This is a genomic window from Asticcacaulis aquaticus, assembly GCF_028550415.1.
Lineage (GTDB): Bacteria > Pseudomonadota > Alphaproteobacteria > Caulobacterales > Caulobacteraceae > Asticcacaulis > Asticcacaulis aquaticus.
Genome location: NZ_JAQQKX010000007.1, coordinates 82,118 through 96,538, shown reverse-complemented (window position 1 = coordinate 96,538; position 14,421 = coordinate 82,118). Strand labels below are relative to the sequence as shown.

Below are 14,421 nucleotides of genomic sequence, written 5' to 3'. Positions count from 1 at the left end.
CGTCATCTCTTTTTTACGCTAATACTGAACTTAATGGTTCAGTATATATCCCATCGCCTCGATGCGTCCTTTGCCGCCCTGTCGGACCCCACGCGCCGTGGGGTGCTGGAGCAGCTTGGCCGGGCGGACGCGTCGATCAGCGATCTGGCCGACCGCTTTCACATGACGCTCACGGGCATGAAGAAGCACGTCAGCCTGCTGGAAGCGGCGGGGTTGGTGACGACCGAGAAGGTCGGGCGCGTGCGCATCTGTCGGCTGGGGCGGGGTATGCTGGAAACCGAGGCGGCATGGATCGACCAACAACGCCGGATATGGACCGAGCGCTTCGACGCGCTGGATGCAATCGTGCAGGAACTGAAACAAGGAAACCCGACATGACGACACCGGAAACGACCACCCAACGCACGTCCGAGCGCGAATTCGTGGTGACGCGGACCGTCAATGGTCCGGTTGATATCGTCTTCAAGGCGTGGAGCGATCCGGAACTGTTCCGGCGCTGGTGGACGCCGAAGTCGTTCGGCATGACCATCCTGTCGTGCGAGATGGACGTGCGGACCGGCGGCACCTATCGTTTGGTCATCAGCCATCCGTCGATGCCGGAACCTATGGCCTTCTTCGGTCGGTATCTCGACGTGGTGCCGAACGCCCGTATCGTCTGGACCAACGAGGAAGGTGGCGAAGAGGCGGGGGCCGTCACCACGGTGACCTTCGAGGACCGCGACGAGCAGACGGTGGTGGTCTGGCACGATCTCTATCCGTCGAAAGAGGCGCTGGACGAGGCGATGATTTCCGGCGCTACCAGCGGCTTCGACGAACAGTTCGCGCAGTTGGAGGCGTTGGTTTCGGTATAGGCTATGCTACGCTGCTTATCTTGATAAGGACCATACCGCAGACCTCTTGGCGTATGACAGGGGTATGATATATTTATCGCGTCAGGTAAGTTTCCTGATATCGCGCCTGAATGCGGAGTCATCATGGGTAAGGCCGAATTCACCTTCCAGATCGACGAAGACCTGAAAGAGGTATTCAGTGCTGTCGCCGAAGCCGAAGGTCGTTCTGTGGCCGATGTTCTCAGTGATGTGATGCGCGACTATGTGGAGCTAAAATCAGACTCCTCGGATTACGATGCATGGTTCCGTCAGCAGGTTCAGGACGCGCTGGACGACCCGCGTCCCGGTATTCCTCATGACGAGGTTATGGCTATGATGGATACCGAAATCGCACGTCATGCCGCAGGCGTGAAATGCGGTGCCTGACGACTAGTCGTGGACTGGCGGCCTCAAGCCGTTGATGATCTTCTGGGACTTGTTCGGTATATCGCTCAGGACAATCCTGATCGCGCTACCGGCTTTGGGCAGGAGTTGAGAGCCTCGATCGAGGCGTTACGGAATTATCCGCGGAGAGGCCGTACCGGACGGATAACCGGTACAAGAGAGTTGGTAATCCACCACAACTATATCGCTGTTTATCACGTGAAAACACGGCCTCTCCGCATTGAAATCCTGCGCCTCAAACATGCAGCGCGGATGAAAGGGTTTTAGGAGTGGCCAAGCGTTACATGGAAATATTTGCGGGCGATCTATCCCGTTACCGGCGGTGGCGCACAAAAACCATGCTGCGGGACCTGAAACTCTGGTCGGATACCCTTGCGGACAAATGGCCGGATACTCACCCTCGCGGAGCCGGTTTCGATAGCTGGAAGACGCCTGTGGCCGGGAGTCTGGTCAATTTGCCGCATTCGTCACGGCATACGCAGCGGCGCTATATCGAACTGGTCCTGAGGGCTGCCGTCAATATGCGGAACCACAAGCCTGACACGGCACAGGGCGCGCGGGTCGCCGCTATCCTGACCTTGCCGAAACTGTTCGATAGCGGCGTGCATATTTTTTTCGACGAAAGCTACTGGCAGAGGTTTGCCGAGCGGCACCATCAGGATGACCTGTGGATACCCTTGCCCCCCTCGCGCAGCCTTTTGAAATCCTACGGTCTGCGTGTACCGGAAGGGTTTGAGGCGCGCGGCTACCGTACCTATTGGCGCGATGACACGTTCGATCCGCCTTACGAAAAGACGCGAGAGGTCTGGATTTACAGCGAAGTGCTCTGAACAAAAAAGAGCGGCCTTGTTATTTAATAACGTCAGTATTAAGTTATTAACAGGAGACACAGATCATCCTTAGGGATGATTTACATTTGAGCCGGGGGGAAAATGCGCAAAGTGAAAACGTCGGTTTTTGTCGCGCTGACATTGAGCTTCGTGGCAGCAGGCGCTCTTGCCGAGCAACCCGCGATCCAGTCCGAAAATTATGCTCATCCGCAGCGCCTGGTCGTCATCGACGGCCATCGCCGCCTTAATGTGTTCTGCCTCGGTCAGGGCACGCCGACGGTTCTCTTCGATGCAGGCAGCGGTGATACGACGGCGTCGTGGCGTTATGTCCAGGGTGAGGTCGCCAAGACAACGCGGGCTTGCAGTTATGATCGCGCCGGCTATGGCTTTTCCGATCCGCCGCCGGGCGCGTCGGACGTCAACGCGACGGCCAGAGACATCCACCTGTTGCTCAGGGCTATGGGAACGGACGGCCCGATTATCTATGTCGGCCATTCGGTTGCGGGTCTTTACGGCGTAGGTTTGCAGGGAAAATATCCCGCCGATGTTGCGGCTATGGTTCTGGTCGACCCGTCTTATGCGGACATGGGCAGGTGGCCGGCGCCTTTGGATCCGACGGATCAACCCCCACCGCCGTGGGCACCTTTAGCGGCGTGCCTTGCTCTGGCGAAGTCTGGCGAGTTGCAGGAACCGAAGACGGATGCCGCCAAAGCCTGTGTGCGTGAAAACCGATCGCTTGACGACGTCCTGCGGCGCACGGACAAACTGCAGCAGGCGAACCCCGTGACCATCAGCACCAAAATTTCGGAGATTCAGAGCATGACGCCGTCAGCGCCAAGCTGGATCTCCGTGAATACGGCTCAAATTGACGCCCTCAACCCTCAATTCGGCGATAAGCCGCTGATTATCCTGACGCATGGCAATATGCCCTTAAGGCCGGGGGACACTCCGGATCAGCATAAGCAAAACGAGGACAAGTGGATAGCCGCGCATGCCAGGCTCGCCGCCCTGTCAAGGCGGGGCCGCCATATCGTGGTTCCCGACAGCCGTCACTATATCCAGATTAATCAGCCGAAGGCGGTCATCGACGCCATTGAACAGACGGTTGCCGACGTGCGTACAAAGTAGGGTCCGTGATTTCCGGCGCGACCAGAGACCTCGACGAGCCGTTCTCGCAATTGGAGGCGCTGGTTTCGGCGTAATCTATACCTCCCCATCTTTGATGGGGAGGGGGACCGCACGACGCGCGCAGCGCTAGATGCGGTGGTGGGGTTTCTTGCTTGGGGAGCGCAATGATAGAGGTTACGCGCAAAACAGCTTTGGCGCGTCAAATGCGTAAAGCTCTGACACAGCCTGAATGGCTGCTTTGGGAGCGATTGAAATCACGTACACAGGGTTTGACCTTTAAACGCCAACACGCGATGGGGCCCTATATTCTCGACTTCTATTGCTTCAAAGCGCGATTGGTCATCGAGGTAGATGGCGCGGTTCATAGCGAAAATGCGCAAGCCGAAAAAGATGCCATCCGCGAAAGATGGCTCAGAGCCCAAGGACTTGAAATTTACCGTCTCCCGGCGGCTGACGTTTATCGCGATCCGGATGCAGCTGCGGATGGTGTGATTCTGCTGGCGTCAGAGCGAGCGGCGCTGCGGGCAAGTAAGTAAGAACCCCCACCACCACATCTCACTCACTGCGTTCGTTCGTGCGGTCCCCCTCCCCAACAAGTTGGGGAGGTATGAGATATGAAATGACTATGAATAAGCACTATGTAGATATGTTCGCTAGACGCCGGTCCTACCGGCACAGCAGTCGCACGAAAACCATGCTGCGGGACCTGAAGCTCTGGTCGGATACCCTTGCGGACAAATGGCCGGATACTCACCCGCGCGGAGCCGGTTTCGATAGCTGGAAGACACCTGTGACCGGGAGTCTGGTCAATTTGCCGCATTCGTCGCGGCATACGCAGCGGCGTTATATCGATCTGGTTCTAAAGGCTGCCGTCAATATGCGGAGCCAAAAGCCTGACACGGCACAAGGCACGCGGGTCACCGCTATCCTGACCTTGCCGAAACTGTTCGATAGCGGCGTGCATATCTTTTTCGATGAAAGCTACTGGCAGAGGTTTGCCGAGCGGCATAATCCTGATGACCTGTGGATACCCTTGCCCCCCTCACGGAGCCTTTTGAATCCTATGGTCTGCGTGTAACGGAAGAGTTTGAAGAACGCGGCTACCGTACCTATTGGCGTGATGACACGTTTGATCCGCCTTATGAAAAGACGCGAGAGGTCTGGATCTACAGCGAAGTGCTCTGAAACAAAAAAGAGCGGGCCTTGCGACCCGCTCTTTCCGTTTGTGAGGCTGTGAAGCGTGGATTAGAAATCCATACCGCCCATACCGCCCATGCCGCCGCCGGGCATAGCCGGAGCTGCGTCCTTCTTCGGGCTTTCGACCACGGCGGCTTCCGTCGTGATCAGCAGGCCCGACACCGAAGCGGCGTCTTGCAGCGCGGTGCGAACCACCTTGGCCGGGTCGATGACGCCGTCAGCAACCAGGTCGACGTACTTTTCGGTCTGGGCGTTGAAGCCGAACGAGGCGTCGTCCGATTCCAGGATCTTACCCACGACGATCGAGCCTTCGACGCCGGCGTTTTCCGAGATCTGACGGATCGGCGCCTGAAGCGCGCGGCGCACGATGGCGATACCGGCGGTCTGGTCGTCGTTGTCGCCGGTCACATCGGCCAGCTTCTTCGAGGCCTTCAGCAGCGCCGTGCCGCCGCCCGGAACGATGCCTTCGTCCACGGCCGCGCGGGTCGCGTTGAGGGCGTCGTCGACGCGGTCCTTCTTTTCCTTCACTTCGACTTCGGTCGAGCCGCCGACGCGGATGACCGCGACGCCGCCGGCCAGCTTGGCCAGACGCTCTTGCAGCTTTTCCTTGTCGTAGTCCGACGTCGTCTCTTCGATCTGTTGCTTGATCTGAGCGACGCGGCCTTCGATTTCGGCCTTTTCACCGACGCCGTCGACGATGGTGGTGGTTTCCTTGGTGATCGTCACCTTCTTGGCGCGGCCCAGCATGTCGAGGGTCACGGTCTCAAGCTTGATGCCGATGTCTTCGGAGATGACCTGACCGGCGGTCAGGATGGCGATGTCTTCCAGCATGGCCTTGCGGCGGTCGCCGAAGCCCGGCGCCTTCACGGCAGCGACGCGCAGGCCGCCACGCAGGCGGTTGACGACGAGGGTCGCCAGCGCTTCGCCTTCGACGTCTTCGGAGATGATCAGCAGCGGACGGCCCGACTGCACGACGGCTTCGAGGATCGGCAGGATCGGCTGGAGCGTCGAGATCTTCTTGTCGAAGATCAGGATGTACGGGTCTTCGAGAACCGCTTCCATCTTGTCCGGGTTGGTGACGAAGTAGGGCGACAGGTAGCCGCGGTCGAACTGCATGCCTTCGACGACGTCCAGCTCGGTTTCAGCGGTCTTGGCTTCTTCGACGGTGATGACGCCTTCGTTGCCGACCTTGGCCATGGCGTCAGCGATCATCTGACCAACTTCGGTGTCGCCGTTGGCCGAGATGGTGCCGACCTGAGCGATTTCCGAGTTCGAGGTGACCGGCTTCGACGAGGCCTTGATTTCGGCGATGACGATGGCGACGGCCTTATCGATGCCGCGCTTCAGGTCCATCGGGTTGCGGCCCGAAGAGACCGACTTCAGGCCTTCGACGGCGATGGCCTGGGCCAGAACGGTGGCGGTGGTGGTGCCGTCACCGGCCTTGTCGTTGGTCTTCGAGGCGACTTCGCGGATCAGTTGCGCGCCGAGGTTTTCGAACTTATCGGCCAGTTCGATTTCCTTGGCGACCGAGACGCCGTCCTTGGTCGAGCGCGGGGCGCCGAAGGACTTTTCGAGGATCACGTTACGACCCTTGGGGCCGAGGGTCACCTTCACCGCGTTGGCGAGGATGTTGACGCCGCGCAGGATCTTGTCGCGCGCGTCCGAGGAAAACAGTACGTCTTTAGCAGCCATTGTCTTTTATTCCTTGAGGATTGCTGGGTCGGGAACGGAGCGCTTAGCGCGTCACGATGCCCAGAATGTCGGACTCTTTCAGGATCAGCAGGTCTTCGCCGTCAAGCTTGACCTCGGTGCCGCCCCACTTGCCGAACAGAACGCGGTCGCCGGCCTTGACGTCGAGGGCGACTTGCTCGCCCTTTTCGTTACGGTTGCCAGGGCCGACGGCGACGACTTCGCCTTCCTGCGGCTTTTCCTTGGCGGTGTCGGGGATGATGATCCCGCCCTTGGTCTTGGCTTCTTCTTCGACGCGCTTGATCAGCACGCGGTCACCCAGGGGACGAAAGCTCATTGGGGTATCTCCGGTTTACGGTTTTTGAAATGCGGTGTTAGCAGTCACCCGTGGTGAGTGCCAATGCGCCCCTGAGGTAGGGCGGGGCGGCGTGAGAGTCAAGGTTGTGGCCGCTGTTATTCCGCGAAATTTTTATGATGCGGTGCGGGGTGATCTCCCTCCTCCCCACGGCGTAGGGAGGACGGCGTTACAATCTCACATTCAGCTTGCGCGCCAAAGCCAGCACTTCGCTGCGGAGCGAGCCGTAGGAGGTGTTCATCATCTTCTGGATGGCCTTCGACGCCGTCTCGCGATCCAGCGACAGGATCATCCGCTTGACCTGACCGATCCCGGCGGGCGGCATGGACAGGCGGTTGAAGCCCAGCGCGATCAGCACGAAGGCCTCCAGCGGCTTGCCTGCGATTTCACCGCAGACCGAGACCGGCGTGCCGGAATCGTCGGCGGCCTTCTGGATCATCGACAGGGCGCGCAGCATCGGCGGCGACAGGATGTCGTAGCGATCCGACATGCGCGGATTGGTGCGGTCGGCGGCGAACAGGTACTGCGTCAGGTCGTTGGTGCCGACGCTGGCGAAATCGACCATCGGCAGCAGGGCATCGAGGTGGAACAGCAGCGACGGGCATTCGATCATCACGCCGACGCGCAGGACGCTGGGCAGCGGACGTCCGCGGCGCTTGGCCCAGGCGCATTCGACATCGACATATTCGCGCGCCTGACGGAATTCGTCGACCGAAGCGACCATGGGAAACATGATACGCAGTTCGCGCCCGGCGGCGGCGGTGATCAGGGCGCGCACCTGCATCCGCAGCAGGGCCGGGCGGTCGAGGCCCATGCGGATGGCGCGCCAGCCCAGCGCCGGGTTTTCCTCGCGCTCGGTTTCCATATAGGGGAGGATCTTGTCACCGCCGAGATCGAGCGTGCGGAAGGTGACCGGCTTGTCCCCCGCCAGATCGAGGACGCGGGTATAGAGCTCCGTCTGGCGCTTGAGGCGCGGCAGGTCCTCGGAGACCATGAACTGGAACTCGGTGCGGAACAGGCCGATGCCTTCGGCGCCGGTTTCACTCATCAGTTCGAGATCGAACTCAAGGCCGGCGTTCATCAGCATCGAGATGCGGTGGCCGTCGCGGGTAGCGGCCTGAACGTCCTTCAGCTTGTCGAACTCGGCGCGGCGGGCGGCGCGCATGTCGATGCGGGCATTGGCCGCCTCCAGCACGTCCTGACGCGGGCGCAGATAGGATTCGCCGGTTTCGCCGTCGACCACGACGACGTCGCCCTGATTGACCTTGTCGCGCAGGCGGTCGAGCCGCCCGACGCAGGGGATTTGCAGGGCACGCGCCACGATGGCGGCGTGGTTGGCGGCAGAGCCTTCTTCGAGCAATATGCCTTTCAGGCGCTTGCGGTCGTATTCGAGCAGGTCGGCGGGGCCGAGGTCGCGCGCGACGAGGATGGCGTTTTCCGGGATTTCGCGCGCGATGGTGTTCTTGCCCGCCAGGACGCGCAGCAATCGATTGCCCAGATCTTCGAGGTCGTGCAGGCGCTCACGCATATAGGCGTCGCGCGCGCTGTTGAGGCGGGCGCGTTGCTCGTTGCGGACGCGTTCCACGGCGGCTTCGGCGGTCAGGCCCGAGCGCACGGCCTCGACCAGATTGCGCGTCCAGCCGCGGTCGTGGGCGAACATGCGGTAGGTTTCCAGCACGTCGAAGGTCGGGCCGGACAGACCGTGCTGGCCTTCGAACATTTCGTCGATCTGGTCGCGCAGGTCGCCGATGCCCTTCAGCATCCGCGCCTCTTCGGCCACCGCGTCGTCCGACAGCAGGTGATCCGGCGTCACGGCCACTTCGTGCAGGATGACGACCCCGATGGCGATGCCGTCGGCGAAGCTCGACCCCTTGAGCCGCTCGGGCTTTTGCGGGGCCAGTTCGATGTCTTTCAGTTCTGCGCCGCCGACCAGATCGCCGGCGGTGACCATTTCGGCCAGAACCATGGCGATGATCTGGAGGTCCTCGACCTCCTCGTCCTGATACTGGCGCAAGGCCATGTTCTGCACGACGAGGACGCCGATGGTCCGCCCGCCGCGCAGCAGCGGCACGCCGAGGAAGGAGTTGTACGGGTCTTCGCCGGTTTCCGGACGGTACGAGAAGCTGGGGTGCGACGGGGCGTCGTTGAGGTTCAGCGGCTGACCCGAGCGGGCGACCTCACCGACCAGACCTTCGGTCAGGCGCAGGCGCGTATTGTGGACGGCGTCGCGGTTCAGACCTTCGGTGGCGAACAGTTCCAGTTCGTCGGAGGTGCGGCGCAGATAGATCGAGCAGACTTCTGCGACCATAGATCCGGCGATGATGGCGACGACGCCGTCCAGACGCGCCTGTGCGCTGGACCCGTCGGCCATGACCTCGCGGATTTGCCGCAGAAGGCCGCGCTGTCCGCGCGCGCCCTGAACGAGGCTTGGACTCACCTGATCTTGCTCCCCATCAGCCGTTTGAAAATACGCTTACATAATAAGAAATTATATGAGGCGCTGTCTATAGAGGCGGGAAGGGCAAGACAAGTCACGAAGACTTTACGGTTCACATAGAAGAAATAAACAGAAGTGACTCTGAAATTCATACCTCCCCATCTTTGATGGGGAGGTATAAGAAAGGTTTACGCCACCAGCGTTTCGACCCGGCGTTTCACCTCGCCTGAGGCATGGGTGATCGCCTCAAACGTCGTGGTGATGTGGCCGAGGCTTTGCTCGATCTCCTGCACGGCGGTAACCGCAGAGTGCATGTTGCCGGAGATTTCCTGCGTCACCGTGCTTTGCTGCTCGATGGCCGACGCCACCGCGATGACGTTGTCGAGCACCAGGGTCATCTGGGTGGTGACCTCGCTCAGGGCGCTCACCACCTCGTCGGCGACGCCCTGCATGTTCGAGATTTCCTGCGCGATGCGGGCCGAGGAGGCCGAGGACTGGTTGGCCAGCGACTTGACCTCGGTGGCGACGACCGCGAAGCCGCGCCCAGCCTCACCGGCGCGCGCCGACTCGATGGTGGCGTTGAGCGCCAGCAGGTTGATCTGAGAGGCGATTTCCTGAATGAAGGTGACGATGCTGCCCATGGACTCGGTGGTGCGCGTCAGGTTCCCGGCGGAATGGTTGACCTTCTCCGTCTGGGTAAAGGCGTTTTGCACGGCGGCGCGGGCCTGCCCCATGCTGCCGGAGATTTCCTGCACGCTCTGGCGCAGTTCCTCGGCGGCGGCGGCGACCGAATTGACGATAGCCCCGGTTTCGGTTGAGGCGCCCGACGCCCCGGTCACCATGTGGCTGGCGTCGCTGATGCGGTCGACCACCCCGCCCAGATCGTCGTTGATCTCACCGCTCAGGGCGTCGTTGCGCAGGCGGCGCTGCACGGAAGCCGTCACGTCGGTGGCGAATTTGGCGACCTTCACCACCGCCCCGGTATCGTCGAAGATCGGGTTATAGGCGGCTTCGATATGGACTTCGCGACCGCCCTTGCCGATGCGTTTGAAGGTGCCCGCGACGAACTGTCCGGCGCGCAGCGACTGCCACAGGTCGGCATAGTCGCGCGAGCGGACGAATTCGGGTTCGCAGAACAGGCTGTGCGGCTGGCCCGCGATCTCGTCGAGGCGGTAGCCCATGGTTTTGAGGAAGTTGTCGTTGGCCGTCAGGACCGTGCCGTCGGGGGTGAATTCGATGATCGCCTGAGAGCGTGAAATGGCGGCGATCTTCCCCGCATGGTCCAGCGCGGTCGATTTCGCCCCGGTGATGTCGGCGGCACATTTGAGGATTTTGGTCACCCGCCCCTGACGGTCGCGTACCGGAGTGTAGGAGGCCTGCAGCCAGACCGGCGATCCGTCGCGGCCGTAGCGTTTGAACTCCCCCGATTGCTGCCGACCGGCGGCCAGATCGGCCCAGAAGCGGCGATAGGCGTCTGAGGCGGCAAAAGCGGGATCACAGAACAGCCGGTGGTGCTGGCCGCGCAGTTCTCCTGCCGTATAGCCCATGGTCCTGAGAAAATTGTCATTGGCCGTCAGGATGTCGCCGGACGGCGAGAACTCGATCACGGCCAGAGCCGCGTTGAGGGCGGCGAGGGTCGAGGCCATATCGGCATTGGCAAACAGCATGGGGTGCGATCCATCGGTGCGGTGGTTGCGTACGGTGTTGTACTGCGAATGGATGTCAAGTTGCCGCGGAAAGGGTGAACGATATGTTTACAAAAGCCGCCTCTGCGGTGTTTTTTAACCATAATTGCCGGTTTCGTTCGTAAAATGCACGTTCCACTATACGAGACTGTACGGTTGTCGCCGTTAAGGTGCATAAACGCTGCCGCAAGGCCCTTCCGGTCGAATCGACTGGCTATCGGGTTCAGGCGCTGCGCAGTTGCCGGACGAAGGTTTCGACCTCGCCTTTCAGGGCCTGGGCCTGTTCGGTCAGGTTGCCGGACAGGGCCATGAGCTGGGTCGAGGCCGCGCCGGTCATTTCGGCGGCGCGCCCGACGCCGAAGATGTTCTCGGTCACCTGTTGCGCGCCCGAGGCCGCGCGGCTGGTGTTCTGGGCGATCTCGGCGGTGGCCGCGCCCTGCTGTTCGACGGCGGCGGCGACATTGCCGGAATTGGCGCGGATTTCCTCGATCGTGTCGACGATGCGGGCAATGGAGGCGACCGTGCGTTGCGTCGCCGTCTGGATTTCACCGACCTTGCGGCTGATGTCCTCGGTAGCGCGGGCGGTTTGCGTGGCCAGGGTCTTGACCTCCGACGCCACGACGGCGAAGCCCTTGCCGGCGTCACCGGCGCGGGCGGCTTCGATGGTGGCGTTGAGCGCCAGCAGATTGGTCTGCGAAGCGATGTCGTTGATCAGGCTGACGACCTCGCCGATCTGGTTGGCGGCGGCACTGAGCGACTGGATCTCGGCGTGGGTGCGACCGGCCTCGCCCGACGCCTCGCCGACGACGGTGCCGGTGCGCGAGACCTGAGCGTTGATGTCGCGGACGGAGACCGACATTTCCTCGGTGGCGGCGGCAACCGTCTGGACGTTGACGGCGGCTTCCTCGGCAGCGCCGGAGACGACCTGCGCCTGACGGGCGGTTTCCTCGGCAGTGGCCGACAGGGATTGCGCGGCGTCCGACACCTCGACCGACGAGCGGGCAAAGGCTTCGGCCAGGGCACCCATGCTCGACTGGAACTGGTCGGCGATGGCGTTGCGCTCAGTACGCAGGCGCTGGGCATTGGCCTTTTCGGTATCGGCCGCCTCTTCGCGCAGGCGTTCGGTCTCAGCCAGTCCCTGCCGGAAGATTTCGACCGTGCGGGCCATGGCCCCCAGTTCGTCCTTGCGCTGACCGCCGCCGACCTCGATATCGAGCTTGCCGTGCGCCATCGACGACATGGTGTCGGTCAGGCGGCGCAGCGGGCCGGAAATACTGCCGCGCGTCAGCCAGACGGCGAGGCCCATGACCACGATCAGGCCGATGGCCCCGACGGCGATCGACAGGGTGACAGCTTCGTCGGCCTGAGCATTTAGACGGGCGACCAGGGCTTCGTTGGCGGCGACGGTTTCGTCGACCATTTTCGAGATGCCGGTGATGATGGTCAGGAGCTGCGGGCCGCATTCGGCGTTCATGTGGCTCAGGGCCGCGGCGGATTGCCCGCCCTTGCCCAGATCGACCGTCTTCCAGCACACGGTATCCATCACGTTGAGATAGGCCTGACGCAGCGCTTCGATCTCGGCCTTGCGTTCGGGCATGGCGGCCAGCGCCGTGTCCATTTCGGTGTTGAAGCTGGCGTGCCCCTGTTTGACATCGGCTTCGGAGGCGGCGCGCCCCTCGGGCGTTTCGGAGGTGGCCAGCTTGAAGATCGAGCGCGAGGTCCATACCGCGTGGCGCCCGGCGCGGGCGAGGGCGACATTGGCGCGGGCGGGACCCTGTAGCGCTTCATCGTATTTCTGCGTGATGTCCATCATCTGGAAGGCAGCGAAGGCCACCGCGCCGATGCCGAGCAGGGCCAGCAGGGCAAGCAAGGAGAGCACCTTGCCGATCATGGGGATATTGTTGAACGACATGGGGTACTCCGAACTGCTGGCCTGTGGCGTCACGGTTCATCCACAGGAGAAACCGCCTATCGCAATTCAGGATAGAAAAACACGGTTAACCGTGACTTAAAAACCAACGCCTGAAACGGTCGTGCAATCGGTTTCACGCGCATATTTTTCCACAGGCTAGCTTTGTCGCGATATTGGAGCCGAAAACCGCTGACACTTTTCGGCATATCGCTCTGGTCAGGCGGCGTTCAGGTCGCGCAGAAAGCCGTCCATTTCGGCCTGAAGCGCGTGGGCCTGAGCCGACAGGTCGCCGGACAGGGCCATGAGCTGCGACGAGGCCGCGCCGGTCTGTTCCGCCGCGCGCCCGACGCCGAGGATGTTTTCGGTTACCGACTGCGTGCCTTCGGCGGCGCGGCTGGTGTTTTGGGCAATTTCGTTCGTCGCGGCGCCCTGTTGCTCGACGGCGGCGGCGACATTGCCGGAATTGGAGCGGATTTCCTCGATCGTGCCGACGATGCGTCCGATGGAGGCGACGGTGCGTTGCGTCGCGGTCTGGATCTCGGCGACCTTGCGCCCGATGTCCTCGGTGGCGCGCGCGGTCTGGGTCGCCAGCGACTTGACCTCTGTGGCGACGACGGCAAAGCCCTTGCCTGCATCGCCCGCGCGGGCGGCCTCGATCGTGGCGTTGAGCGCCAGAAGGTTGGTCTGGGCGGCGATCGAGTTGATCAGGCTAACCACCTCACCGATCTGCTGGGCGGCGGCGCTGAGCGACTGGATTTCGGTATGGGTCTGGTTCGCCTCGGCGGAGGCCTCATCCACCACCACGGCGGCGCGGCCGACCTGCTGATTGATATCGCGGACGGAAACCGACATTTCCTCGGTCGCGGCGGCGGCAGTCTGCACGTTGGCGGCGGCGGCTTCGGCCGCCCCGGTCACGACCTGCGCCTGACGGGCGGTTTCTTCGGCGGTAGTCGACAGGGATTGCGCGGCCTCGGACATTTCGGCGGACGCCCGTACAAAGCCTGCGGCCAGATCGATCATGCGGCCATTGAAGCGCTCGACGATGCCGCGTTCGCGGCTCAGGCGGTTCAGTTCGGCGTTGCGGGCAGTTTCGGCGGCCTGACGCGTCGTGTGGCCGTCGGCCAGCCCCTGACGCAGACCGTCGAGCGCCGTGGCCATGGCCCCCAACTCGTCGCTGCGGTGGCGTCCGGGGATGTCGAGGTCGTAGTGGCCGTCGCCGAGGCGGCTCATGGCGGCGTTGAGCGCGCGCACCGGATCGACGACGCTGCGGCGGATGAGCACAAAGGCACCGGTCAGGACCACCCCCATCCCGGCGAGGATGATCGCCAGCGTCGTCCACATGGTCGCTTTCGCGGCGGCTGTCGCGGCAGCGGCCTGAGCGTCGGTGGCGGTGATGGTGCCCTCTAAGATAACCTTGGCCTGTTCGATGGCGACGTTCATCGCCGGGCCGCAGGTCGCGGTCATGGTCGCAAGCGCCGTCTCGCGCTGACCGGCGCGGGCCTGTGCCATGACGGGGGCGCAGGTGGTCTCGACCGCGTGGTTGAAGGTGTCGCGCAGGGTATGGATGTCGGTCGCACGTCCGGCCAGGGCGGTGGCGGCCAGGTCGGCATATTCGGTGAACTTGACGAAGGCCTTGGTCATGGCCTCTTCCGACGCCTTGATATCGTCGGGGGTGGTCGAGGCCAGCATCTTGTACATGGCGCGTTCGGTCCACGCCATCTGCCGCGTGGCGCGGGCCAGATAGACCATGGCCTTGTCCGGGCCGTTGACGATGCGGGTATAGGTCGTGTCGATCTGCCCCATGCGCATCAGCGCGAACAGCACGGCGCCGATGGCGACCAGCCCCATGACCGAGACCAGTGCGCCCATCTTGGCCCTGAGCGGCCAGTGGTCGAAATTCATGGAATACTCCCG

At 62.3% G+C, this 14,421-nt stretch carries 14 protein-coding genes; 8 read left to right on the top strand and 6 right to left on the bottom strand.

Annotation, left to right across the window (positions count from 1 at the left end):
- The first annotated feature begins 33 nt into the window (after positions 1-33).
- The 8 genes from PQU92_RS10140 to PQU92_RS10110 all read left to right on the top strand — a co-directional run bounded on the left by PQU92_RS10140 (position 34) and on the right by PQU92_RS10110 (position 4,310).
- Positions 34-378 carry an ArsR/SmtB family transcription factor gene (locus PQU92_RS10140; protein ID WP_272748105.1) on the top strand — a complete coding sequence of 115 codons (345 nt, stop codon included), beginning with the start codon at positions 34-36 and terminating at the stop codon, positions 376-378.
- Positions 375-851, top strand: coding sequence for an SRPBCC domain-containing protein (locus tag PQU92_RS10135; RefSeq protein ID WP_272748104.1), 477 nt, complete (start codon positions 375-377; stop codon positions 849-851). Before PQU92_RS10140 ends, PQU92_RS10135 begins: the two co-directional genes overlap by 4 nt.
- A gap of 123 nt (positions 852-974) precedes the next feature.
- A complete protein-coding gene (gene relB, locus PQU92_RS10130) occupies positions 975-1,256 on the top strand; it encodes a type II toxin-antitoxin system RelB family antitoxin (protein WP_272748103.1) in 282 nt (93 codons plus the stop codon).
- A gap of 9 nt (positions 1,257-1,265) precedes the next feature.
- The gene (locus PQU92_RS18885) at positions 1,266-1,541 is read left to right on the top strand and encodes a type II toxin-antitoxin system RelE/ParE family toxin (RefSeq protein WP_368407102.1); all 276 of its coding nucleotides are present in this window, start codon (positions 1,266-1,268) and stop codon (positions 1,539-1,541) included.
- A 2-nt stretch (positions 1,542-1,543) separates the two neighbouring features.
- Entirely contained in the window at positions 1,544-2,104 is a 561-nt protein-coding gene (locus tag PQU92_RS10125; protein ID WP_272748102.1) for a DUF3916 domain-containing protein, read from the top strand.
- A 102-nt stretch (positions 2,105-2,206) separates the two neighbouring features.
- A complete protein-coding gene (locus PQU92_RS10120) occupies positions 2,207-3,232 on the top strand; it encodes an alpha/beta fold hydrolase (protein ID WP_272748101.1) in 1,026 nt (341 codons plus the stop codon).
- A 164-nt stretch (positions 3,233-3,396) separates the two neighbouring features.
- Positions 3,397-3,768: an endonuclease domain-containing protein gene (locus PQU92_RS10115; protein ID WP_272748100.1), complete on the top strand. Its 372-nt coding sequence runs from the start codon at positions 3,397-3,399 to the stop codon at positions 3,766-3,768.
- Between the two features lie 158 nt (positions 3,769-3,926).
- The gene (locus PQU92_RS10110) at positions 3,927-4,310 is read left to right on the top strand and encodes a DUF3916 domain-containing protein (protein WP_272748099.1); all 384 of its coding nucleotides are present in this window, start codon (positions 3,927-3,929) and stop codon (positions 4,308-4,310) included.
- Between the two features lie 167 nt (positions 4,311-4,477).
- Here the strand turns inward: PQU92_RS10110 and groL are convergent, their stop codons facing one another.
- From groL to PQU92_RS10080, 6 genes are all read right to left on the bottom strand, one after another.
- Positions 4,478-6,121: a chaperonin GroEL gene (gene groL, locus PQU92_RS10105; RefSeq protein ID WP_272748098.1), complete on the bottom strand. Its 1,644-nt coding sequence runs from the start codon at positions 6,119-6,121 to the stop codon at positions 4,478-4,480.
- 43 nt (positions 6,122-6,164) lie between these two features.
- Positions 6,165-6,455 (bottom strand): co-chaperone GroES, encoded by a 291-nt coding sequence (gene groES / locus PQU92_RS10100; RefSeq protein WP_023461702.1) that lies wholly within the window; start codon positions 6,453-6,455, stop codon positions 6,165-6,167.
- 187 nt (positions 6,456-6,642) lie between these two features.
- Positions 6,643-8,844, bottom strand: a complete 2,202-nt coding sequence (gene ptsP, locus PQU92_RS10095) for a phosphoenolpyruvate--protein phosphotransferase (RefSeq protein ID WP_272748189.1) — start codon at positions 8,842-8,844, stop codon at positions 6,643-6,645.
- A 254-nt stretch (positions 8,845-9,098) separates the two neighbouring features.
- The gene (locus PQU92_RS10090; RefSeq protein ID WP_272748097.1) at positions 9,099-10,577 is read right to left on the bottom strand and encodes a methyl-accepting chemotaxis protein; all 1,479 of its coding nucleotides are present in this window, start codon (positions 10,575-10,577) and stop codon (positions 9,099-9,101) included.
- Between the two features lie 241 nt (positions 10,578-10,818).
- Complete coding sequence (locus tag PQU92_RS10085; protein ID WP_272748096.1) at positions 10,819-12,507, bottom strand: methyl-accepting chemotaxis protein; 1,689 nt, start codon at positions 12,505-12,507, stop codon at positions 10,819-10,821.
- 216 nt (positions 12,508-12,723) lie between these two features.
- Positions 12,724-14,409, bottom strand: a complete 1,686-nt coding sequence (locus PQU92_RS10080; RefSeq protein WP_272748095.1) for a methyl-accepting chemotaxis protein — start codon at positions 14,407-14,409, stop codon at positions 12,724-12,726.
- Positions 14,410-14,421: the final 12 nt, after the last annotated feature.